Genomic DNA, 22464 nt, shown 5'->3' on the forward strand with positions numbered 1-22464 from the left:
GGGCAGGCCGGTTACTCGTAACGCAGCGCTTCGATGGGGGAAAGGAGGGAAGCTTTTCTCGCGGGCCAAAACCCGAAGACGATTCCGACACTCACTGAGAAAACAAAAGCCAGGAGAACCGCGGGCAGTGAAACTGGGGCGGCCCATCCTGCGACGTTCGATAAAAAGAGGGAGACCCCGGTTCCCACGGCGATCCCCATCACACCCCCCAATGTTGAAAGAGTGGCCGATTCGATGAGGAATTGAAAGAGGATCGCCCGTCGCGGCGCCCCGACCGCTTTCCTCAATCCGATCTCCCGTGTTCGTTCAGTCACAGACACCAGCATGATGTTCATGATCCCGATCCCCCCCACCAAAAGCGATATGGCCGCAACAATTCCCAAAAGAAGGGTGAAGGTCTGGGTGGTCCCCGAAAGAGCCGCCTGAATGTCCGCCATATTCCGAATGTTAAAATCGTCCTCTTTAAAATCGGGGAGCCGGTGCGCTCGGCGCAGGAGGAGACGGGCGACTTCCATCACCTGAGGAATCGATTCCGGAGAATCGCATTCCAGGGCAATGTGGCTGTAATAGAGGGTCCCCACCACCCGTCGCATGGCGGTGGACAGGGGGATCAGAGCCACATCGTCTTGGTCTCGGAACGGGGAAGATCCTTTCATGGGAAGGATCCCAATCACCTTGAACTGAATGCGGTTCATCTTGATGAACTTGTCCACGGGATTTTCCGTTCCAAAGAGTGTGTTCACGGTGGTCTGTCCCAGCAAGGCCACTCGTGCTTGTTCCTTGTTTTCTGTATCGGTGAAGAATCGGCCGTAAAAGGGCGCGGCGTTCCGCATGGAAGCGTACAGGGGGGTCGCTCCGGTCACTTCAACGTTGGTATTCTTATCCCCATAGACCAATTGGGCGTTCCCGTTTACGTTTCCTTCCACGCGGAGCACATGGGGGATCCCCGCGAGAAGCTTAACGTCCCCTTCCGTTAGCCGGCTGACACTTCCGGCGGCCCCCCGCACCCCGCCCATGGAAGGCCTTTCCGGCCGGATCATGAGGAGGTTGGACCCCAGGCTGGCCAGGCGCGCTTCAATGGCTTTCTGCGCCCCCGTTCCGACAGCCAACATGGCGATCACCGCGGCCACCCCAATGAGAATGCCCAAAACCGAGAGCGCGCTTCGCGCCTTGTTGGTCCCTAGGGCGCGAAGCGCGGTGGCGGCATACTCCTTAATTTGAGCCAGGCTCAGGCGGCGTGTCGTTGGGGACGCCTCTTGGGATAAGGAAGGAAGAGAAGCGGATCGGGGCAATTGAGAAATGTTTTGTTCGTCCGAAACAATTTGCCCGTCTTTAATTTTAATGACACGCCGGGCGTGAGAAGCGATTTCCGCTTCATGGGTGACCAAAATAACGGTGAGGCCCGAACGGTGCAAACGGTCCAGTTTTTGAAGTATTTCTTCCGCCTGCTCCGAAGCCAGGTTCCCCGTGGGTTCGTCCGCAAAGAGAATTTTGGGGCGATTGGCGAGGGCTCGTGCGATCGCCACCCGTTGTTGTTGGCCTCCCGAGAGCTCGTTCGGTTTGTGCCCCATTCGGTCGGCAAGCCCCACCTCCGTGAGGAGTTCCCGGGCGCGTTCGAGCCGATGGGGGACTGTCGAATAAATCATGGGGAGCAAGACGTTGTCTTGGGCACTGGTGCGGGCCAAGAGATTAAACATCTGGAAAACGAATCCGATGGTTTGGGATCGGAGGGCGGCGCCCTCATCGTCCGAAAGGTTCGCCACGTCCCAACCGGCCAAACGGAACGAACCGGAGGTGGGGCGATCCAAAAGGCCCATGATTTGCATCAATGTGGTTTTCCCCGATCCGGAGGGGCCCATAATGGCGACGAACTCGCCCTCTTCAATCGTGAGGTTAATGCCCTTTAAAATAACAAGGTCTTCCTTGGCCCGCGCCAGGCGGTAGGAACGGGTTATGTTTTTGAGTTCGAGGATCGCCACGCTTAGCGTTTCGAGGGAGAGCTTGACGTTGCCCCATTGTCTTTGGGTTTCCTCTGGCTTCCAAAGGCAAGGGGACTGCTCTGGGGGCCCCGTTGGGGCACGTACCGACCCCGCGTCAAAAAGACTTGGTCCCCGGGGATCAACCCCGAAAGAACTTCAATTTTGTCTCCGCTCTCGATTCCTGTTTTGATGTCCCGGGGGATCGGTTTCCCCTCGGGGCCCTGCACCAAAACCTGAGGAGGACCAACCGCTGGAATCTGGACGGCACTGGCCGCCACAAGAATTGCGCTGGGGTTCCGACGCACGACAAATCGAACGTTCGCTGTCATTTGGGATCGAAAAAAGGAAGGGATCTCCGCAGGGAGGACTTTGACGCCGTAGGTGATCACATTGGATACGTTTTTCCCTTCATACAAAATGTCGGAAACTCTCCCCTCAACGGGGACGTCCGGATACGCATCGAGCGTGATGCGGGCCGGCATGCCGATGGTGACCCGACCAATATCGGATTCATCCACCTGCGCCAGGACAATCAGCGTATCGGACATGGCGAAGAGAACGCTACTCGAATCGACTGTTTGCCCAACCACCACGTTGCGTAAAATTACAGTACCCGAGAGAGGGGCCACAATGGGCGTGGCCTTGTAGTCGTCCTCCCATCGTTTGAAGACGTCGGTCCCCTGGGCCCGGGCCGCGTCCAGGATAGCGGCCCGATCGCTGGAACTCATCCAGGCCATGATCTTCCCTTTCGATAAAACACTCCCTTCATCGACGAGAAGGTTTTCGATCCGCCCCGCCATGGGGGGCTTGATTTCGATCCGGTTCAACGGAACGATGGCCCCAGTGGCGTCCACCGATTCCTCGATAGGCCCTTCTGTCACAAGGGTGGTGGACTGGGTTTGGGCCCTTGTCCCATCGGCTTTTGTTGATTTCCAATACCACGCCCCTGCCAATATTCCTGTGAAGAGAATCGTGGTGATCAACTTTTTTTTTGACATGGTTACTCCTCGAGAGGGATTCCGATCGCGCTTTCCCAGGTGGCTTGAGCCACGGCCGCGGTGAGCTGAGCCTGAATGGCTTTCCGTTCTTGATTCACCCGATCGGATACGATGATTTCCCAATTGTCATAGGCCAAGAGCCCGCTGGTGTAACGAACATCGGCCTCGTCGTTTCTCTGGCGTGCCGCGGCCCGTAAGGCCTCTTGCACCCGAGCCTGTTCCGTCGCTCCCGCGTAAGCGGACCAAGCGGTTTCCATTTGGACCATAGCCTGGTTGCGGACAGAATGGTAATCCCATTGCGCCTTTTCCAGATTTTTCTTTGACGCGGTGATCCCGTGAAGGACCGCGGTAGGGCCACCGCTGAATAACGGATAATTCAGCACCCCGCTCCATGTCCAGCCGGTGTCCTCCCTTGGAAATTCATGGGCACCCGTGCGAAACCGGGTGTAGTGAGTGGAGAGCGTCGGCCACAGGGCACTCCGGGAACGAGCCACCTCGGACTCCTGGAGGGTGATGCTGATTTTCTGGAGAAGGACGTCGGGCCGACCATCCACCCGTTGCTCGACAGTGGGGAAATCGGGGGGCGCCCGTGTGTCCAGCGATCCCACGACCGGGCGCTCGTTGACCGAGGGGAGGCCGAGGTATCGGTAGAGCGTTCGCTGGTCGGCGCGAGCCCGACGGTGAGCCTGGGCCAAGTCGGCCGCCGCTTCCAGTGACTGGGCTTCGGCGCGGAGTTTATTCCCATTGGATTCCCGGCCCGATTCATAGCGAAGGGTGACGAGTTCCGCGCTCTTTTTTCGAATTTCTTGGATGGTGTGTGAAACGTCAATATCTTTTCCATCAAAAACGCGGCGGAGGAACGCCGTTCGGAGATCGTAACGCAGTTGGGCCGAAGCTTGTTTCTGACGCGCTTCCGCCTGGCTCACCAGGGCCGAGGCGGATCGGATTTCGGCGACGCGAGAAGCGTCCCACAGAGAAAGATTTGCGGAAAGCTGCGCTTCCCAAAGACCAGCCCCCTCACGTTGGGAATCCGCGTAACTGTTGGACAAGGCGAACCCCGGAAGAAACCCGTTAAAACTCTCCCGGTAAGAAGAGACCTTCGCTTCTTTTCCGGCTCGGGAAGAGGCCAAATCGGGGTTGTGGCGGAGGGCAAGGGCAACACACTCTTCCCAGGAAAGGGGGACGTCTGTTGGGGGTTCTGCCCCGAACGATAGGGCACCCCAAAAACAGAATAAACCCACCCAACCCAATTTGCGCTTGTTCACTCCGGCTCCTTTCATTTAGGTCCCACAGCGGGGCACCACGATAGCCCGCAGGTTGGACGACGGTCCACCTCAAAAAGTGTCGGGCCAACAGGGAAGGTCTTCCCCGCTGGCCCGATGAAGAAAAGAGAGGACCCCTTTATTTTTGAGGTCGGGGACGGGTGAACTCCACTTGGAGGTCAATGGCCACCGTGTCGGATATTAAAGCGGAGGGACCATAGGAAATGTTGAAGTCACGCCGATTAACCAAAAGCGTCCCTTCCACCCCAACCACGGTGAGAGGGGCCATGGGATGATCTTTGGGCTCCGACATGGTGAACGGGATCGTGACTGGTTTCGAGACCCCTTTCATGGTCAAATTTCCCGTAACCGCGAAACCGGTCTCCGTCTTCGTGACGTTTTGACTCTTAAACGTTACCGTTGGAAATCGGGCCACATCAAAGAAATCTTCATTTCGCAAATGGTCGTCCCGTTTCGTGTCGTTGGTGTTGACACTGGCGGCAGCGATCACGATTTCAACAGAGGATTTCCCTATATTTTTTGAATCGAGTTTGAGGGTCCCAGACACTTTGGGAAAAACACCTTTGACATTCGAAATACCCAAATGACGTACCGAGAACCCCACCGTGGTGTGAGAGGGATCGACGGTGTACGTGTCTGAGGCCGCAAGGGTGCCTGCCAACGCCAGGGCCATCAAAGAAAGAAGTATGTTTTTGGAACGCATGGGACCTCCAGAAATGAATTCGTTTTTATTCGCTCTAGCTGTAACGATTTCAACACCAAAAAGTTCCCCGTTGTTATTCCGTCGACAAAAGTTTTTTTCGTTTTCGCCACACCAGCCACAGGACCAGAATACCGGTTGTTCCCAGTAGAGCCCCCGTCAAAACACCAACGACGAGGTCGGACCGGGTTCGGCCAAGAGATTCATGCAAGAGCATCACCCGGAGGGATCCTGTGGGAGTAGAGGCTGTTCCGGATACGGCGTAGGTCCCTTCCTCGTAAGGTTCAAATTGAAAGAGAGGACGCCCGCCCTGGGGGCCTAAAACCTGGACCGTGATGTCGGACCCGCTTTGAACAGGGACGGATTCGCCGGTGGCCACCTCTGTGACGGTCACATAAAGACTGTTGGGTTCGAAGGAAGATCCGGGAGCAGGAAGTCCCACATAGAGCCCCGATTTAAGTTTGAGATTCACCGTTCCGGGGAAATCCACCGGATGGGTTCCCCGGTTCAATGCGGAGACAACCGACCCCCCCGCGATGCCTACGACAATGAATCCCAGAACGATCAGGACCGCCCCGAGGGTATATCCTGATTTAATCCAAGAGGGAGGCACTTTCTTGGTTTGCGGAGGAAGACGATAAATGTTTTGTTGGTTCATTAGTTTAAGTGGCGACCGCCGTCCACACGAAGAGTTTCACCGGTCACGAAATCAGATTGAACCAAATATAGGACCGCTTGAGCGATCTCTTTCGTTCCTCCCCAGCGGCCCAGGGGGGTATTCACTAAAACTTCCCGGTTCGCTGCAGCCGAAAGACCGGCAGGCGCCAGGAGGGGTCCCGGGGCAATGGCATTCACAAAAATATCAGGGGCCAGCTCCAGGGCCAACACTTCTGTTAGTCCTTTGAGTGCGGCCTTTGCCGTGTAGTAAGGGATGTAATCTTTGTAACGGGGACGGCCACTGGCCGCCACCCAATCCACGAAATGAACAATTCGTCCCCCCCCCATTTTTCGCATCACGGGGACGGCCAAGAGAGAAAGTTCATAAGCGCTCCGGAGGTCGATCGCCATGTTTTTCTCGAAAGCCGTGGCGCGGAGTGATTTTTTTTTGAGGAGTTCCTTTAAAGGTGTTCTCTCGTAGTGAGAGGCCATATGGACCAGGATGTCGAGTCGTCCGAGTTTCCGAACAACACGGGGAACCAGAAGGTTAAGATCTGAGAGGCGTTCGAGATTGGCGCGGAGAGCGAGGCCGCGGACCCCCAGGGATTTTGCCCGATGGACCGTTCCCAATGCCGTGGTCCGTGAGGTGCGGTAAGACACAGCGATCGAACACCCGGCGCGGGCGAGGGCATCGGCTACCCCTTGGCCCACACGCGTTCCCCCTGTAATAAGCGCTACTTTCCCACGGAGTTCCATGGTGGAATTTAACCACATCCCGCGCGACAAGACAAACACACCTTGAAATTTATTGGTTTTTCCCCCATACTTTGGGAAGAATCGAAGGAGGAAAAATTGATCGGATCAAAACTCTTGTTTCTCCCTCGCCGCCGCTATTTTGTGAATCGGTCGCTCCAGGGACGATTGGTCCTGGGAATGGTGTCGGCCGCGGTTTTATCGTTTATCTTTGTTCTGGTGGACTACTATTTAAGCTTTGGACGGAACGCGGGCTGGAGTGCGGAAATGTTGGAGATTTTCATCAAAGCTCAAAAATTGCCCCTGATCCAATTGCTGGTTTTTATTTTTGTCCTCGTCTTCGTTACGATCTATCTCTCTCACCGCGTGGCGGGACCCTTGATCAATTTGGAGAAATCCTTGGCCCGGGTAGCGGAAGGGGATCTCACCACGCGTCTTCAGCTTCGACCGAAAGATGAACTCAAAGATATTCGAGACGCTTTTAACCAGATGATGAACGCCCTTCATTCTCGGGTTTCCGACGAGAGAGGTCGGGTTAAGGAAGTGCGTCATTTACTGGACCACCTGGTGGCTTCGCCGGATCTCACGTCGGCTCAGGTGGCTGAAATCAATCGAGCCCTCGCGCTGCTTCGCCTTCCATCCAGCGACTTTAAACTTTAAAGATCCATCGGCTCCCTCACAAACGCTTCTTTCACGTTGGTCGTTTCGTTCCCCCTGTTTTCACTCGTTGATGGGAAATAGTAAACTGGACACCCATGAAAATATCCACTTTCCTTTCGGGAGGAAAAACTCTTTTTTCCTTTGAGTTTTTCCCTCCCAAAAACGACGACGATGTGGTTCATCTGTTGGCCACAGCGAAGACCTTAAAATCCTTGAACCCCGCCTATATCTCCGTCACTTGGGGCGCTGGTGGGGGAACACGCGGAAAAACATTGGACTTGGTCACCACGATTAAGAAAGATATTGGGATTGAATCCATGGCGCATCTCACGTGCGTGGGTGTTGGTCGCAAAGAAATCAATGACATTGTGGTGGATATTCGTTCTCGTGGAATAGAAAATATTTTGGCCTTACGGGGAGATCCCCCAAAAGGATCGGCCACTTTCGTGGCTCACCCCGAAGGGTTTCTTCACGCCTCGGAATTGGTGGCGCACATACGTCAACAAACGGACCTTTGCTTGGGAGTCGCGGGATACCCAGAAGGGCACCCCGAATGCCCCAATCGGGAAAAAGATCTCGATCATCTTAAAGAAAAAGTCGATTGTGGCGCTGATTTTGTTGTGACCCAGTTATTTTTTAACACAGACGATTTTTTGCGATTCCGGGATCGGGTGGTGGCACGGGGGATCCAAAAGCCGGTCGTGGCCGGGATTATGCCTGTGACCAACGTCAGTCAAGTCAAACGGTTTACCACTCTCTGCGGAGCGCACATCCCCGTGCCTTTGGCCCTCGCTCTTGACCAGGCCCAGAACAACCCCGAGGCCGTCATCCAATTGGGGATCGACCACGCCACGGAGCAGTGTCGTGTCCTCTTGGCGGAAGGGGTGGCGGGGATTCATTTTTATACGCTGAACCGATCCCATTCCACCGCTGAAATCCTGCGGCGCCTTTCCCCACCTCAATAATCCCCTAAAAACCGCGGGCGAGGTTCCGAAGAACCTCGCCCGCAAGTGCCGTTCTGGAGAGACTTTCGTTTAGAAGTCGCCGCCGCCCATGCCGCCCATCCCGCCCATTCCACCGGGCATGGCTGGACCGGAGGATTTCTTCTCCGGGAGGTCTGTCACGAGCACGTCGGTCGTTAACAGGAGCCCCGCCACAGACGCCGCGTTTTGCAAGGCGCAACGGGTCACTTTTACGGGATCCACCACACCGAACTTTTGCATGTCCCCGTATTCGTTCTTCTCCGCGTCATAACCGAAGTTCGGATCCGCGTTCGTGCGGACTTTGTCCACAACGATCGATCCGTCCACCCCAGCGTTTTCAGCGATGGTCCGAAGGGGATCTTCGAGGACACGGCGAACGATGTTGATGCCCGTCTGCTCATCCGAATCCACACCCTTCACGCCATCCAAGGATTTCTGCGCGCGCAAGAGCGCCACGCCGCCGCCGGAGACGATGCCTTCTTCCACACCCGCGCGGGTCGCGTGCATGGCGTCTTCGACTTTGTATTTTTTGGCTTTCATTTCAGTTTCGGTGGCCGCACCGACTTCAATCACCGCCACGCCGCCCGAGAGCTTCGCCAGGCGTTCCTGGAGCTTCTCTTTGTCGTAGTCAGAGGTGGTTTCATCGATCTGTTTTTTAATTTGAGCGATTCGGGCTTTAATGGCTTTTTCGTCGCCGAGACCCCCGACAATCGTGGTGTTCTCTTTGTCCACGACCACACGGGTGGCGCGTCCCAACATCGCCACATCAGCTTTTTCGATCTTGTAGCCTTTTTCTTCGGTGATGACCTGCCCACCCGTCAAGGTGGCAATGTCTTCCAACATCTCTTTCCGTCGATCTCCGAAGCCTGGGGCCTTCACCGCGGCGGCCCGAAGGCGTCCTTGCAGTTTGTTGACCACGAGAGTGGCCAGAGCCTCACCTTCCACGTCTTCCGCAATCAGGAGGAAAGGTTTTCCCTGTTGGACGATTTTCTCCAAGAGAGGGAGGAGATCGTTCATCGCGGCCACTTTTTTATCCGTGATGATGATGAGGGGGTCTTCCAACACACCTTCCATTCGGTCGGCGTCGGTGACGAAGTAAGGGGAAATGTAACCCCGATCAAACTGCATTCCTTCCACCGTTCGAACCGTGGTCACGGAGGTCTTGCCCTCTTCCACTGTGATCACACCGTCTTTGCCCACTTTCAGGATCGCGTCCGCGATTTTCTGACCGATTTCTTTGTCCGAAGCCGAAATCGTGGCGATTTGCGTGATTTCGTCTTTCGCTTTGGGATCGATGTTGATCTTTCTGGCGTTCTTTTTGAGGTCCGCCACGACAATTTCAACCGCCCTATCGATTCCCCGTTTAATATGGGTGGCGTTGGCGCCCGCGGTGATGTTGCGGAAGCCTTCGGTAATAATTCCTTGGGCAAGGACCACAGCGGTGGTCGTCCCATCTCCGGCCACGTCGTTCGTCTTGGAGCTCACTTCGCGGACCAGCTGGGCTCCCATGTTTTCAAAGGGATCCTCCAACTCAATGTCTTTCGCGATTGTGACACCATCGTTGGTAACGGTGGGTGAACCGAATTTTTTGTCCAGCACCACATAGCGACCCTTGGGGCCGAGCGTGCTTTTTACCGCTTCTGACAACTTGTCCACACCCGCTTTAAGGGACTTGCGGGCTTCGTCTGAGTATTTGATTTGTTTGGCCATAGAAAGAGTTCCTCCTTGGAACTTATTTTGCGTCCAGAATGCCGAGAATATCTTCCTGATGCATGATCAGGTATTCGTCGCCATCCAACTTAATTTCCGTTCCGGAATACTTGCCGTAAAGGACTTTATCGCCCACTTTCACGTCCATCATGAGCAATTTTCCGTCGTCGGTTGTTTTCCCTTTTCCCGCGGCGACAATCTCGCCTTCCTGGGGTTTTTCCTTAGCGGTGTCGGGAATGATTAACCCGCCACGTTCTTGCTTATCTTTTTCTAAGGCTTTCACAACCACCCGATCGCCGAGGGGTCGGATTTTAATCTTGGTGAGTACCGCGTCTGCCATAGAGGCCTCCTTACTTTTGTTAGCAATCGATATCTAAGACTGCTAATTAAACTTCCATTAAAAAGCCAAAAATCCCCAAGGGATTTTGGCCTATTTACCGTCGATCTAGTGCCGTTGTACTATTTCAAAGCAAGCACTCGACCATCGAGTGTGATAATAATAGCGAATTCAAATTGTCGCGTCAAGCCCCTGAGCTGGAAAGGGGCTAAGGTTAATAATTGATCAGGAGTGATACCAAGGTTGTGCTGTCATCCCGCTTAAAACCCTCGGGAGGTCCGTGGGCGTGTTTCCACGCGTAGGAAACCTTAAGGGCTAAAGTGCTGGACAGTCCGGCGGTCAGAGCGGTTTCCGTATTGATTCGATATCCATTGGGTTGATCGAGGTTATGGAGATATTCCCCGTCTTGGGAAACCTTAGATGAATCGGAGAAATGTCGGATGTATTTGGCATACGCCCGACCCGAGCCAAAATCGTTCCGGGGCGCACTGACGCGTTGTTCATTGATGTAGCCCGCGCCAAATTCGGTGAACAGCTCGTTGGCTTTCGTTTTCACGATCTCTTGCCCCAAACCGAGCGAAAGGTCCGAGCGGTGACGATACCCTGCAAAACGATCGGATTCCCAGAGCCCCCGTTGAAAGACATAATTCCGTTTGGAGAATTTTCGAGAAAGTTTTTCGCCGGCGTTGTAAAGTTCGGAGGTCCGCTCTTTGTCGCTTTGCACGTTCAACGCGTTGGCCCAAACGTCCACGACGTATTTATTCTTTTGCCAGTTAAATTTTTCTCCGGCGCCCAGGGTGAGGGATTGGCTGTTCCCGCTTGCGGACAGGAAGGAAAATTGAGTTTCATTTTTCCAATTCTTCGCCTTTGTCTCGGCGTGGCCTATCGCCGACAAGGTTACGCACAAGACCACGGGGAGAATCCATCGTTTTTGCATGGGAAAACACCTCCAAAGGGACATCCTCATCCAATGAGAATACCCGTTGTTTCAGTTTATTTTTTTAGGGCCGAGATCGTGGCAACAACGCGACGGTTGGCCGCCCGCCCTTCTGCTGTGTTGTTGTCCCCAACAGGAGATTCCGACCCGAATCCCATCGCTGAGACGCGCTCGGCCGCAACACCCAATCGACTGATCAAGGCCGAACGGACCGCCTCCGCCCGCTTTTGGGAGAGGACCTTGTTTTTGGTGGCGGACCCCACGCTGTCACTATGACCTTCAATGACAACGGTCGTGGAAGGAAATCGTTTCATGAAGTTGGCGCATTTGAGCAACTGGGCATCGAATTCCTGGCTTAAATCAAATTTTCCCGATTCAAACTTCACGTCCAGAGTCACGGAAACTTTTTGAGCCGGACACCCCACGTCATTGACCAGAGTGCCCTGAGGGGTCCCGGGACACTCGTCTTGACCGTCCAAAACGCCATCCCCATCCGTATCTCTGGGGCATCCCATGACGTCCACCGCAACGCCCTGTTCTGTCCCAGGGCAAGCGTCTCTCTTGTCGGGGACACCGTCCCCATCCGCGTCGGGCGTTGGGGGAAGAGACGTTGGAATCTTTGGGGCGGGTTTCTCTTTAAAAACCGGGAGGCGGGTGTTCCCGCACCAAAAAAAGTAGTTGGCGGAGAACTGAAGCGTGAGGGCCGAAGAACTGCGGGCGTATCGACCGTCAGAAAAAACGTGGTGGTAGGTCAGCCCAAGACCCAAACCCAGGGACTCCCCCAGTTGTCGCTCGAGACCGCTCCCCGCTCGGAGGGATGTCATCAACCGATCTTGTTCCCAATTTCCCGCACGGCGAACCCAAACGGGCCCCCCACCCACAGAAACGTAGGGCGTCCAGGGTCCGTCCCCAAAAGATTGAAGCCAATTGGCGGTCAATGGCCGCAGCCGGGACATGTTCAGTTCATTTTTCCCATTGGCCTGCACATTTTCAAAAGCGAACAGGAATTCGCTTTTCGACAACACACCGTACCGAACCCACGCGGACGCGGCCGGTCCAGGTTTCGTTTGCCGGCGGACCGAAGAGGAACTTAGAAAATCACTCATGCCCAAGGAACCTCCCCATCCCCAACGGTCGGTAACATCTTTTGCGTGGAGAGAAATAAGGGGGAGAAAGGTCAATCCTAAAACGAGAACGAATGGGCGTGAAATAAATTTCATAGGGCTCCTATTTGACAGGTGCGTTAGTGGCGACAGGGGTTCGGGCCATCTTGTTCACAACTTTTATGGCCATGAAAATAGCAAAGGCAATGATCACAAAATCAATAACGGTATTTGTAAAGGCTCCGTACTTAACCGTGACAGGGGGGATCCCTCCCGCCGCAGAGGTGAGGGTCCAGACTTTCTCCTTAAAATCGACGCCTCCGGTGAGTGCACCGATCACGGGCATGACCATATCGTTCACCAGGGAGGTCACGATTTTCCCAAAGGCCCCCCCAATAATAACGCCCACGGCCATATCCACCACATTCCCTTTCATGGCGAACTGTTTAAATTCTTGGATCATTCCCATCCCGCCCCCTTGAACAACCCTAAACGTAATTTCTTGGACCTCATTCACTCTTCTTTCACGTAAGGAGAAACAGGAAAATGCCAGACCAGTTCAGTTCAATATTCTGGGAATGAGGTTCGGTGTCTCATTTTAGCCAATATCCAAACACATGGGAAGAACGTTGCTCTGGGGTCAGGTCGGTTGAAGGCAGGATGACCTGTGGTCTTACGGCTTGGGGATTACGAATTTCCGAGGCTTTGATAGGCGCGGTAATCGATTCCAGGGAAGAGATTGTCGATGGATTCGAGATGGGCCACCACCCCTTCGTCCATACGGTTTTCTTGAACCCGGTGGAAAAGATCTAAAAATCGTCCCACGTGGTCCCGGGTCCGTTTCTCCGAATACTGGCGGGCGGTTCCGACCGTCATCAGGAAGGCCCAGTCCGAGGACTGGGCGAGGAGCAATTCCCGCGCCGCCTGATTGAGATAGCGGAGAAGGAGCCCTTCGGCGTTCGGATGGATATTGGCTAAATAGATCATGCGTTCCGCCGCGATATGAAGATGGGGATACACCCAATCGTTGGAAACGTTTAACCACACTTCATTGTAACCCTTGTCGCCCCAACTGGAGGGTTCGGGTTCCGTGATTTGCTGTTCGGGGAACTTTTCGAGATATTCAATGGGGTGGATTGTTTTCACGGCGTTCTGGTCAAAATGGATTTTGCGGAGCAGGGAATCCAAGAAGTCGGGTCCCTCAAACCACCAATGCCCGAAAAGTTCCGCGTCATAGACCGAAGTGACCAACGGAGGACGGTTCATGACATGGCTCAAATAGTCCACTTGGCGTTCCCGATTGAAAAGAAAGTTCCCCGCGTGGCTGGCGGCTGTGCTTCGCGCGCGGGAAGGCACGTAAGGTTCCTTGTCCGAGAGGGCCACCCGTCCAGTGACACGGTGGTACTTGATTCCGGTGTTCCGCCGGACGCCATCTTCGTGCAAGTAAGGCTGAATGTAGGGGTAGTCTAAATCATACCCGATGTCCCGATAGAATTCTCGGTAATTGAAATCCCCGGGATACCCCTGTTCCGCGGACCAAACCTGGTGCGCCGTTTCCATGTCGCGCCCAAAGAACGCCACCCCACCGGGAGAGTAAATAGGGGCGAACACACCGTAACGGGGACGGGGTTTGGAAAAGAGAATCCCGTGGGAGTCGAGGAAAGAAAACCGAATGCCGTTCTCTTTCAAGAGATGGTCGACTCCCGGAGCGTAAGCGCATTCGGGCAGCCAAATACCGCGGGGCGGCCGACCGAAATGGCGCTGGTAGTCTTGAACCGCGATACGGATCTGGGCGCGGCGGGATTCTTCATGAATCATGAGGGGCAGATAACCGTGTGTCGCCCCACAGGTGATGATCTCGAGCAGCCCGTGATCTTGGAGAGCTTTAAAGCGTTTGAGGAGACGTCCTCCGCACCCATCAAAAATTTCTTGCACCCGTCGAAACTTGGACAAATACATGGCGGCGGTTTCTTGAAAAGCGCTGGGAAGGCTTCGGGTTCGAAAGACCTCTTTCTCCGCCAACTCGAGAAGTTTCCCCAGCTTGACCCGGTAGCGCGACAGGAGGAGATCATCGGAAAGCATATTGCAAAGGGGTGGGGTGAGGGACATGGTGATGCGGAAATGGATCTTTTCTTGCGCTAACCGTTCGAGGATGTCCAAAATAGGAACATACGTTTCCGTTACCGCTTCATAGAACCAATCTTCCTCAAGAAAGTCGGGATATTCCGGGTGGCGGACGTAAGGCAGATGGGCGTGAAGAACGAGGTTCAGGTAGCCTTGAGGATCCGTCATTGGGGGAGTCTCCTGGAGCGGGTGGTGCGAAGGAGCACCTAGTCGGCGCTCTTGCTGGACTGACGGGAAACCTTAAATTCAATAAAGCGGGACAGGTCCCCGTCACGATTTGTGGCGTGAATTGGATACACTTGTTCGCCGTCTGGAAGAGTGAAATGAAACGAAAATGTACCGTCCGGATTGAGGGGCACGGGTTGGCCCTGAAAAAGGAGTGTGGCGTCGGGCTCCGTGGCCCCATACACCGTGACTTCCGTGTCGGCCACCAACCAAAATCCTTTTTCTTTGTGCTGGACCGGCCTCCGACCCCAGCTGGCCCCGCCCGGAGAGGAGGGCAGAAACGACACGGAAGAAACACTTCGAAGAAGTTCCCATCGCTGGGCCATCATTTTAGCCAAATCCAGCGATCCGGCCCCTAAACGACCGCCCCCTGACAATTCAAACAGACGATCCCATTCTCCTTTGAGGATTCCCCATCTTTCGTCCAGAAGGTCCGACACTTGCCCGGAGGAAAGACGAATCCTGTTGGAGTGCGCCAGAAGCACAAACCGACCGTCCGGCAAGATCATTCCCAATTGAGCGTAACATTCCCCCTCGGTCTGCGAAAGGGAAAGGTACCAATTGCGCTCGTCGATCCGCACGTCCACATCAACGAAATCTTCTTTCCCTTCATGGGCCGAGTGAACTCGGAGAACAGACCGGCCCTGGTTTAAAAGATTGCCAAATTGTTTGCGGGCTTCTTCCCAAGTGTAGGGCGCCACTTCCCAATAGGCGTGAATCCAACGGGGATCTCGTGGCAGAATGGCCAAACGCGTGACACCGTATTCTTTCGGGAGGAGACCGGCGGTCACCGGTGCCGAGGGGCGGAGCGCAGAACCTGACGATGAGGCGTTGATGTGTGACGTCATGGATGGGTAAGCGTTATCCTTTTTCTGAGGCCACCGAAGTTAAAATGAGTTTGTTAAATATCTCAACTTACGACTCATTTTTTCAATGATAATAATTTAGCAAATTATAATGTGTTTTCAATCAATTAAATTTTTAATGGCAGACCGGTTTTGTCAGGAATTACCCCAACGTACGACGAAACCGGTGGACGCTGGCTGAGGTGGCCAACGCTCCCAAGGCAGCGAGAGCGCCAAGGTTCGTCCAATAGAACGTCCCCGGAGACCCTTTCAACATCACGTGGCGCATGAGGGAGACGAAAAAACGGAGGGGGTTCATCCACGACAGGGGTTCGAAAAAAACCGGAACGTTTTCGATGGGCGCCATCACACCCGATAAAAGGATCGCTGGAAAGAGGAAGAGAAATCCCCCCATCATGGCTTGCTGTTGATTTTTAGCATACGTGGAGATCAAGGTTCCCACGGCCACCGTGGTCCCGACAAACACCAGCGACGCCAAACCTATGGCCCAGAGCGGTCCCCGGAGCGGAACGTGGAAACCCCACACACCTAACCCGACCAGAAGAGGGACATCGGCCATGCCGAGGATCATATAGGGGAGCGTTTTCCCCAGAAAAATTTCCCATCGCGCCACAGGCGCGGCGATCAGGGTTTCAAATGTTCCCAATTCGCGCTCACGGGCCATGGACATGCTAGCCAGAAGCACAGTCACCAGGCAAAGAATAATTCCCATGACACCCGGGACCAGATAGGCCGAAGTTTGAAGTGTGGGGTTATAAAGAACCCTCGTTCGAAAAACGACTCCCACCGTTTCCGGGGGGACCCCGGGCAGGTTTTCTTCTATAAATGTTTGGTGAACAATCGCGTTCATGTAGGTTTCCACCACGCGGCCTTTTATGGCGTTCGTGGCATCCACCAACAGTTGAGCGTCCCCTTTTCCATGAACCACCGCGCGGCTCCACCCCCCGGCCGGAGCGACAAGAACGGCGTCGGCCCGACCGGACCGCACCAACATAAACGGATCGGGTTCATCGCTTGGAACCAGATGAAACCAACCGGACCCGGATGCCCGTTCCCCCACTTTTTGCGCCAGCCGGTCGCTTGGTTCCGCGTAGACAGCCAATCGGACATCCTTTATTTCGTTGGAAAGGGCGAGCCCGAAAATGGTCATTTGGACCACGGGAATGACAAAAAGAATCAGGCGCATACGTTTATCCCGTAAAGTTTGAATGAACTCTTTCTTGATAAAAGCGATAAGGGTCGGGTTCATGGTTCTAAATCTTTCTTGAATTTTTTAGCGGCTAAAAACACCAGGGCGGTCCCCATCGCTGCCATGGCCCCCAGCGGGATGGCCAGCTCAACGAGGCCCGACCCTTTCAGAAATATTCCTCGACAGGCTTCCACAAACCAGCGCGCGGGAAGGAGCGCGGTGAAATATCTAAAAAAAACGGGCATGCTTTCCACCGGGAAAACGAATCCCGACAAGAGCGTCGCGGGGAGAAGACCCGTGAGATTGGAAAACTGCATGGCCAACTGTTGCTGTCGGGTTAACACCGAGATCAACAACCCCTGGGCCAGCGTGCACGTTAAGAAGAGAACACACGCCAGGAAAAATGTCCCGTGACTGCCATGAAAGGGCACCCCGAACCCCAATCGCGCGGCCCCATAAATCAAGACATTGGCCATCATGCAGAGGGCCATGTAAGGGGCCAATTTTCCCACGATGATCTCCAGGGGCTGGATGGGGGTGGAAAGCAATAGTTCCATGGACCCCGTTTCCCATTCCCGCGCCACCGTCAACGCGGTGAGGAGAACCGAAACGATTCCGATCACCACGACAAAAAGACCCGTGACCACGAACCAACGACTGTTCAGTTCGGGATTAAAGAGAAAACGTGTTTGAAGCGCCCAGGGAGGTCCCCGGGGGGAAGGGCGCAACCGCGCGGAGGCTGCCCTTTGGAGACCCGCCAGGTAACTGGCGATGACCCCGGTGGTTTGATTATCAGATCCATCCACCAGGATTTGGGTTTCGGCAGAGTGGTTTTTTGCCAACCCGCGCGCAAAACCCGGTTCGATCTGGAGGACCACCTTGCCCCGTCCTTCCTCCAACGTTTCGAGGGCTGTTTCCCCCGGACGAAGGGCCAGAGGGGTGAAATAGTCAGCACTCGCGAAGAGGTCCACCAGTTCACGGGAAACCCGGGTTTGGTCACGGTCCATGACCACCAGGGGAATGCGTTTCACATCGTAATCCAAAACGGTCCCAAAAATGAGCACGAGGAGCACCGGGACACCAAGCGCCATTCCCAACGTAAAGGGGTCGCGAACGAGATGGTAAATTTCTTTTCGGGCGATGGAAAGGGCACGGCCCAGAACAAATCGTTTGGGAGAAGGGAGGGACGGCATCATCGCTCCACGCCTTCGACAAGTCGAATAAAGACATCTTCGAGGGAAGGGGGAATGTCTCGGGCCACCATGTGATCGGCATGGGTAGAAAGAAATTGAGCCCAGCCGACAGGATCCTGAATCAACACGTGGTAATACAACCCGTAGGGCACAACAGAAACCGCGGGGCCCGAAAGAAGGGATCGATGCCAATCGGGGGGCGGGTTGTCTTTCCATTGGATTTCCATTAACCGTTCCGGAAAGGCTTGTTTTTTTAATTCGGAGGGACTGCCCAGAGCGATCACTCGCCCTGCGCGCATGAGCGCGATTCGCCCGCATTCTTCGGCTTCATCCATATAGTGGGTGGTGACAAAAATGGTTTTCCCCTCTTTCGCCAGGGAACGAATCAGTCCCCAAAACCGCGCCCGCGCCGAAGGCGATACCCCGGCGGTGGGCTCATCCAAGAAAACGATTTCCGGGTCATGCAAGAGCGCCGCCACAAGAGAGACTTCCTGTTTTAGTCCCCCCGGCAAATTCTGAACCAGGGTTTTCAACGGGGACCCGAACTGGATAAAATTGAGCAACCGTTTTATCCGTTCATTTGAAGGAGCCGGCGGAATTTTGCGGAGTCCAGCGGCAAAGGAAAGGTTCTCTTGAACACTGAGATCGTTGTATAAGGTGAACCGTTGGGACATATACCCCACGCGAGATTTGATGGCCTGTTCCCCATCTTCAAAAGTGAGTCCGGCCACACGAACCATGCCTTCTGAAGGGGGTAACAGGCCGGTGAGAACCCGAATCGTGGTGGTTTTTCCCGCACCGTTGGCGCCCAAGAAACCAAAGATTTCCCCCGGTTTCACATGGAAAGAAATCGTGTCCACCGCTGTGAATTCCCCAAACCGAACCGAAAGATTTTGGACCTCCACCGCGTTCATTCGCCCGCTCCGGCGCGACGAATGAAGAGTTCCGAAAAATTTGCGGCGTTTTGACTTTCCAAAATTCTTCGTGGAGGTCCCGACAGCAGTACTTGACCTTTTTCCATCAGATAGACTTCAGCGCATCGTTCGGCTTCGTCCATGTAGGCGGTGGCGATGATCGTCAGCACGCCTTCCGACCGGAGTTCGTGGATCAATTCCCAAAACTCACGACGGCTGATGGGATCGACACCGTTGGTGGGCTCGTCCAAAAGGAGGACGGATGGGGTGGGCAGGAGCGCGCACATTAGCCCCAATTTTTTATACATCCCCCCCGACAACTTGCCAGCGGGCCTGTCCGTGAATTTTTCCAAGCGGGTCAAGTGGAGCAAACGGGCGCGACGGGACTCAAAATCCCCCTGAGAAATTTGATGGAGGTCCCGGAAGAAATGGAGGTGTTCATCGATAGAAAGGTCCGGGTAAAGGCTTTGTTGTTGTGGCATATACGCCACTCCGGCGCGGGCCACGGCAAAGGGGATGACGTTGTTTTTGTCGCGATAAGTCACGGACCCCTGGTCCGGATGGAGAAGGCCAACCAGTGTTCGAAAAAGCGTCGTTTTCCCTGCCCCGTCGGGCCCAATCAATCCATAGAGCCCTCCCGCTTCAAAGCGGAGTGTGGCCCCCGTTAACGCACATGTTGTCCCGAGGCGTTTGTGAAGATTGAGGACGTCGATGGAAAGATCGGACTTCAAAAGGTTATTTCTACGGACATTCCAGGCTTCAACGCGCCGTCTGTGTTTTCGAAAACCACTTTGATCCCAAAGACCAGGCGTTCCCGTTCGGTTTGGGTTTGGACATTTTTAGGAGTAAATTCGGCTTCATTTCGAATGGAGACGATTTTTCCTGTTTTCGATTTCGTTTTTGCAAAGGGGAGAAGGGCTGAAACCGTCTGGTTTATTGCCAGTTTTTCCATGACAGGGGCTGGGACGTAAACATACGCGTAGAGTTCCCGGAGGTTGGCCAGAGTGAGTATCTTTTGCCCAGGGGTGACCCATTCCCCGGGTTCGTGGTAACGCCGCAAAACCACCCCATCCAGAGGGGAGACGATGGTGCACCAGGAAAGCCGGAGAGCTGTTTCCTCTTTCCGGAAACGATAACGTTCAAGAGCTTCGACAGGCAAAGAACCGTTTTTATTTAGACGGATGGCCCGGGCATAATCCCGTGCGGCCTGGTCCGCCGCCAAGCGAAGGTCCTCCCCGTCCAGTCGTGCCAAGATTTGACCGGTGACCACGGGGCTCCCTTCCGGGGAAGGGAGAGTGAGCAGGGGAGCCGGAAGACGAGGGCTGATATCCACTTCGGTGGCTTCAAGGGTCCCGGCGTATCTGAATTCCTTGGGAAGGTTTAATCTCCACACAATCAATGCAACGACAATCAAAAGGATTGGAATAATAATTCTTTTTATTTGCACGGGGCCACCTCGGAAGTTAAACTGGAGAGAACCGCTAAGCGCGATAAAATTTCAACCTCTGTTTTCGCGGATTTGACTTGGGCGTTCAGCAGGGCCAGGTTGGCGGCCTGAACATCCAAAAACGGTTTTTGGCCTGCCTGAAAGGAAGCGTAAGCCAGTTGGGCCAATTGTTGGTAATAAAGCAAGGATTGATTGGCAAGAACGAACTCCTCTTTGAGCCCGGAAATCTCCTCCCTCAGCATCCGCCAGTCGCGCTGTAGATTTTCCTCGGTTTGACGACGACGTTCTTCGAGAGATCGGGCCATCGCTTCACGTTCACGGGTCTCCCTAAGAACACGTCCCCCTTCAAAGAGGGGCCAGTGCGCCATGGCGCCGATCGCGTTCTGATGTATTCTTTCGTGAACAGGACCATTGGGGTAGTCAAAACTGGATTTTGCTGTAAGTTGAACAATGGGTCCATTGCCCGCTTTCACCGCTTGAGCCGAGGACTGGGCGGCTTGGGTTTGATAGACAAGAGAACGAATTCCCGGGTGTTTCTCATTAAACGACCGGTCCATGGCGGTTTCAAATTGGTCACGCAGGGCCGATGGCGCTGGGACGGTAAGGACCACCGTTGGGTCCGGGACACCTGCAGGTCTGTTCAGGGACAGGTCAGCTGATAAAGGTCGGCTTAAATCAATTTCTTGGTCCTCCCCCATGAGAGCCATAAGGTTCCGGACTCCCCCTGAGAGCGTTGTCTGGGCCTTTCGGAAATCCTGACGGCGAGCCATCACTTCCGCTTCCGCGAGCAAAAGGTCCTGTCGGCTGGCCGAACCCGCCTGGTGTCGGATGGTTATATCGGATCGTTGAGCTTGAGCCAAACGGAGCCCCTCTCCCACGAACCGTAATCCTTCCACTTGGCCTTGAATTTGGAAGAAAGCCACGCGAACCGCCAACCGAAGTTGCACTTCTGTGGCGAGGACTTCCTGCGTTTGAGCAATCGCTTGATGGTCCATAGCCGCTACAGTCCATTTCACTGCCTTCGAATCCCACGCCAGCCACGAGACGGCCGGTCCCAAGGAATAATTTTCGTTGTCCCCCATTTCAATCAACGGGGAAACGGGGCTGGCTTTGAACGAAGGCACTTCGGATTGATGGCGGTAACTGGCTTCGATCCCTAATGAAGGCCAGAGACGGGACCTTTGGGCGGCCGATCTGAATTTTGAGGCATTGGCTGTTTCGCGATGGGCTTTAAGGAGAGGAGAGTGAGCCAGCGATTTTTGTTCGACTGTCGCGAGATCAAAATCTAGGGTTTGACCCCAGGCGAATCCACAAAAGAGAGGAAAAATGAGCAGGGGCCACTTCATGCGGAAGCCCCTAACCCGCGCAACACGGCTTGAACACGTTGATCAATGGCTTCATCTGTGAGGAGGGCCTCTTCGACTTCTGAAAACGGGAACCCGTAGGGGTGGCGCACTTTCACGGATTTAAAGGATTCCAGGAGGATATGGGGAAGGCCCACCCCCGCCATAATAAATGTCATCACAAAGGGAAGGGGAGCGGGATCCAATTGTCCCGCCTTTTGGGCGTCGGCGGCAAGCCCCATGAGAATTTTCATATGACGAAGGAAATGGGTCCCCATGAACTCCACCGTGTCCTGATCCCCGCTGAGGGCGTCTTGGATTAGGGTAAATCCTTCTCGGCGATGATCCCGGGAAAATCGGCCCACATACCGGAGAGATTCCCGCAATTTATCCAGAGGGCTGACCCCCTTTGCCGATTGGGTAAACCGCTCAAAGAAATCTTCGTAAATGGATTCCAGTATGCGTCTCTTAAAGACCCGTTTCGTTCGGAAATGGTAGTGAAACATCCCTGGGTTCACCCGTGCCCGAGCTGCCGCCGCACGAACGGTGAGGGCGCCAAACCCCTTGTCCGCGACCAAGGCACGAGCCGCGACAATAAGTTTTTGATCAATGTCCTTGGAAGGACGTGTCATCTTTTTATATTAGCCATATGATTAATTATACATTCGCCCAGTAATAAATCAAGGTTTTTTTGCCAACACATTTTCTTTCTGAAGAAAGGCGGGCCCGGATTCGATTTAGGCCTCCTGAACCAAGGGCCCCTTACGATGAGATCAACCCTGGGAAATTCAAACCTGAGATGGGTCCTTTTATTTGGATGATAAATTCCGTTTCACTCTCTTGGTATTTCCATTAAACTTACGAGGAGTCCGATCCTCAGATGACTCGGATCGGTTCTGATAAAGCGGTCCTTGTTTTTTAATTCCAATATTTTTGATTAGAGTGGCAGGAGTTGGCGATGGCGTCATGTCCGGCGTGCGGAAAAGACAATAGTTGCAGTTCACAGGAATGCGTTTTTTGTGGAATTGTTTTTAAAAAATGGACGAAACACGTAAAGCAAAAG

22 protein-coding genes are annotated in these 22464 nt (G+C 54.3%); 2 read left to right on the top strand and 20 right to left on the bottom strand.

What is annotated here, in order from left to right:
• Positions 1-11: 11 nt before the first annotated feature.
• The 6 genes from JNK54_02735 to JNK54_02760 all read right to left on the bottom strand — a co-directional run bounded on the left by JNK54_02735 (position 12) and on the right by JNK54_02760 (position 6373).
• A complete protein-coding gene (locus JNK54_02735; protein ID MBL8023186.1) occupies positions 12-1973 on the bottom strand; it encodes an ABC transporter permease in 1962 nt (653 codons plus the stop codon).
• 8 nt (positions 1974-1981) lie between these two features.
• Positions 1982-2977, bottom strand: a complete 996-nt coding sequence (locus JNK54_02740; GenBank protein ID MBL8023187.1) for an efflux RND transporter periplasmic adaptor subunit — start codon at positions 2975-2977, stop codon at positions 1982-1984.
• A gap of 2 nt (positions 2978-2979) precedes the next feature.
• A complete protein-coding gene (locus JNK54_02745) occupies positions 2980-4242 on the bottom strand; it encodes a TolC family protein (GenBank protein MBL8023188.1) in 1263 nt (420 codons plus the stop codon).
• A 136-nt stretch (positions 4243-4378) separates the two neighbouring features.
• Positions 4379-4963: a YceI family protein gene (locus JNK54_02750; GenBank protein ID MBL8023189.1), complete on the bottom strand. Its 585-nt coding sequence runs from the start codon at positions 4961-4963 to the stop codon at positions 4379-4381.
• 73 nt (positions 4964-5036) lie between these two features.
• Positions 5037-5618 carry a hypothetical protein gene (locus JNK54_02755; GenBank protein ID MBL8023190.1) on the bottom strand — a complete coding sequence of 194 codons (582 nt, stop codon included), beginning with the start codon at positions 5616-5618 and terminating at the stop codon, positions 5037-5039.
• Complete coding sequence (locus JNK54_02760; protein ID MBL8023191.1) at positions 5618-6373, bottom strand: SDR family oxidoreductase; 756 nt, start codon at positions 6371-6373, stop codon at positions 5618-5620. Before JNK54_02760 ends, JNK54_02755 begins: the two co-directional genes overlap by 1 nt.
• A gap of 96 nt (positions 6374-6469) precedes the next feature.
• Between JNK54_02760 and JNK54_02765 the strand changes: the two genes are divergently transcribed.
• A complete protein-coding gene (locus JNK54_02765; GenBank protein MBL8023192.1) occupies positions 6470-7030 on the top strand; it encodes a methyl-accepting chemotaxis protein in 561 nt (186 codons plus the stop codon).
• A gap of 95 nt (positions 7031-7125) precedes the next feature.
• Positions 7126-7995 carry a methylenetetrahydrofolate reductase [NAD(P)H] gene (gene metF / locus JNK54_02770; GenBank protein ID MBL8023193.1) on the top strand — a complete coding sequence of 290 codons (870 nt, stop codon included), beginning with the start codon at positions 7126-7128 and terminating at the stop codon, positions 7993-7995.
• 69 nt (positions 7996-8064) lie between these two features.
• On the opposite strand, the gene groL is transcribed toward metF, so the two are convergent.
• From groL to JNK54_02840, 14 genes are all read right to left on the bottom strand, one after another.
• Positions 8065-9723: a chaperonin GroEL gene (gene groL / locus JNK54_02775; GenBank protein MBL8023194.1), complete on the bottom strand. Its 1659-nt coding sequence runs from the start codon at positions 9721-9723 to the stop codon at positions 8065-8067.
• Between the two features lie 22 nt (positions 9724-9745).
• Positions 9746-10063, bottom strand: a complete 318-nt coding sequence (gene groES / locus JNK54_02780) for a co-chaperone GroES (protein MBL8023195.1) — start codon at positions 10061-10063, stop codon at positions 9746-9748.
• 211 nt (positions 10064-10274) lie between these two features.
• Positions 10275-10997, bottom strand: a complete 723-nt coding sequence (locus tag JNK54_02785; GenBank protein MBL8023196.1) for a DUF481 domain-containing protein — start codon at positions 10995-10997, stop codon at positions 10275-10277.
• A 56-nt stretch (positions 10998-11053) separates the two neighbouring features.
• Complete coding sequence (locus JNK54_02790) at positions 11054-12217, bottom strand: OmpA family protein (GenBank protein MBL8023197.1); 1164 nt, start codon at positions 12215-12217, stop codon at positions 11054-11056.
• 7 nt (positions 12218-12224) lie between these two features.
• Positions 12225-12569: a large-conductance mechanosensitive channel protein MscL gene (gene mscL / locus JNK54_02795; protein MBL8023198.1), complete on the bottom strand. Its 345-nt coding sequence runs from the start codon at positions 12567-12569 to the stop codon at positions 12225-12227.
• 218 nt (positions 12570-12787) lie between these two features.
• Positions 12788-14392 carry a DUF1957 domain-containing protein gene (locus JNK54_02800; protein ID MBL8023199.1) on the bottom strand — a complete coding sequence of 535 codons (1605 nt, stop codon included), beginning with the start codon at positions 14390-14392 and terminating at the stop codon, positions 12788-12790.
• 38 nt (positions 14393-14430) lie between these two features.
• Positions 14431-15297, bottom strand: coding sequence for a DUF4912 domain-containing protein (locus JNK54_02805; protein MBL8023200.1), 867 nt, complete (start codon positions 15295-15297; stop codon positions 14431-14433).
• A 160-nt stretch (positions 15298-15457) separates the two neighbouring features.
• Entirely contained in the window at positions 15458-16564 is a 1107-nt protein-coding gene (locus JNK54_02810; GenBank protein ID MBL8023201.1) for an ABC transporter permease, read from the bottom strand.
• Positions 16561-17697, bottom strand: a complete 1137-nt coding sequence (locus JNK54_02815) for an ABC transporter permease (protein ID MBL8023202.1) — start codon at positions 17695-17697, stop codon at positions 16561-16563. Before JNK54_02815 ends, JNK54_02810 begins: the two co-directional genes overlap by 4 nt.
• Positions 17697-18611 (bottom strand): ABC transporter ATP-binding protein, encoded by a 915-nt coding sequence (locus tag JNK54_02820; protein MBL8023203.1) that lies wholly within the window; start codon positions 18609-18611, stop codon positions 17697-17699. Before JNK54_02820 ends, JNK54_02815 begins: the two co-directional genes overlap by 1 nt.
• A complete protein-coding gene (locus JNK54_02825; protein ID MBL8023204.1) occupies positions 18608-19342 on the bottom strand; it encodes an ABC transporter ATP-binding protein in 735 nt (244 codons plus the stop codon). The genes JNK54_02820 and JNK54_02825 overlap by 4 nt, the downstream gene beginning before the upstream one ends.
• The gene (locus tag JNK54_02830; protein MBL8023205.1) at positions 19339-20058 is read right to left on the bottom strand and encodes an efflux RND transporter periplasmic adaptor subunit; all 720 of its coding nucleotides are present in this window, start codon (positions 20056-20058) and stop codon (positions 19339-19341) included. Before JNK54_02830 ends, JNK54_02825 begins: the two co-directional genes overlap by 4 nt.
• Entirely contained in the window at positions 20049-21404 is a 1356-nt protein-coding gene (locus tag JNK54_02835; GenBank protein ID MBL8023206.1) for a TolC family protein, read from the bottom strand. Before JNK54_02835 ends, JNK54_02830 begins: the two co-directional genes overlap by 10 nt.
• Positions 21401-22033: a TetR/AcrR family transcriptional regulator gene (locus JNK54_02840; GenBank protein ID MBL8023207.1), complete on the bottom strand. Its 633-nt coding sequence runs from the start codon at positions 22031-22033 to the stop codon at positions 21401-21403. Before JNK54_02840 ends, JNK54_02835 begins: the two co-directional genes overlap by 4 nt.
• Positions 22034-22464: the final 431 nt, after the last annotated feature.

It is taken from the genome of Elusimicrobiota bacterium (genome assembly GCA_016788905.1).
Classification (GTDB): domain Bacteria; phylum Elusimicrobiota; class Elusimicrobia; order FEN-1173; family FEN-1173; genus JADKHR01.

What these genes read in the sequence shown, in the direction of transcription:
- JNK54_02740 (MBL8023187.1), bottom strand. Translation starts at nt 2,977, where the DNA reads ATGTCAAAAAAAAAGTTGATCACCACGATTCTCTTCACAGGAATATTG.
- JNK54_02750 (MBL8023189.1), bottom strand. Translation starts at nt 4,963, where the DNA reads ATGCGTTCCAAAAACATACTTCTTTCTTTGATGGCCCTGGCGTTGGCA.
- JNK54_02755 (MBL8023190.1), bottom strand. Translation starts at nt 5,618, where the DNA reads ATGAACCAACAAAACATTTATCGTCTTCCTCCGCAAACCAAGAAAGTG.
- JNK54_02760 (MBL8023191.1), bottom strand. Translation starts at nt 6,373, where the DNA reads ATGGAACTCCGTGGGAAAGTAGCGCTTATTACAGGGGGAACGCGTGTG.
- metF (MBL8023193.1), top strand. Translation starts at nt 7,126, where the DNA reads ATGAAAATATCCACTTTCCTTTCGGGAGGAAAAACTCTTTTTTCCTTT.
- groL (MBL8023194.1), bottom strand. Translation starts at nt 9,723, where the DNA reads ATGGCCAAACAAATCAAATACTCAGACGAAGCCCGCAAGTCCCTTAAA.
- groES (MBL8023195.1), bottom strand. Translation starts at nt 10,063, where the DNA reads ATGGCAGACGCGGTACTCACCAAGATTAAAATCCGACCCCTCGGCGAT.
- JNK54_02785 (MBL8023196.1), bottom strand. Translation starts at nt 10,997, where the DNA reads ATGCAAAAACGATGGATTCTCCCCGTGGTCTTGTGCGTAACCTTGTCG.
- JNK54_02790 (MBL8023197.1), bottom strand. Translation starts at nt 12,217, where the DNA reads ATGAAATTTATTTCACGCCCATTCGTTCTCGTTTTAGGATTGACCTTT.
- mscL (MBL8023198.1), bottom strand. Translation starts at nt 12,569, where the DNA reads ATGGGAATGATCCAAGAATTTAAACAGTTCGCCATGAAAGGGAATGTG.
- JNK54_02800 (MBL8023199.1), bottom strand. Translation starts at nt 14,392, where the DNA reads ATGACGGATCCTCAAGGCTACCTGAACCTCGTTCTTCACGCCCATCTG.
- JNK54_02805 (MBL8023200.1), bottom strand. Translation starts at nt 15,297, where the DNA reads ATGACGTCACACATCAACGCCTCATCGTCAGGTTCTGCGCTCCGCCCC.
- JNK54_02810 (MBL8023201.1), bottom strand. Translation starts at nt 16,564, where the DNA reads ATGAACCCGACCCTTATCGCTTTTATCAAGAAAGAGTTCATTCAAACT.
- JNK54_02815 (MBL8023202.1), bottom strand. Translation starts at nt 17,697, where the DNA reads ATGCCGTCCCTCCCTTCTCCCAAACGATTTGTTCTGGGCCGTGCCCTT.
- JNK54_02820 (MBL8023203.1), bottom strand. Translation starts at nt 18,611, where the DNA reads ATGAACGCGGTGGAGGTCCAAAATCTTTCGGTTCGGTTTGGGGAATTC.
- JNK54_02835 (MBL8023206.1), bottom strand. Translation starts at nt 21,404, where the DNA reads ATGAAGTGGCCCCTGCTCATTTTTCCTCTCTTTTGTGGATTCGCCTGG.
- JNK54_02840 (MBL8023207.1), bottom strand. Translation starts at nt 22,033, where the DNA reads ATGACACGTCCTTCCAAGGACATTGATCAAAAACTTATTGTCGCGGCT.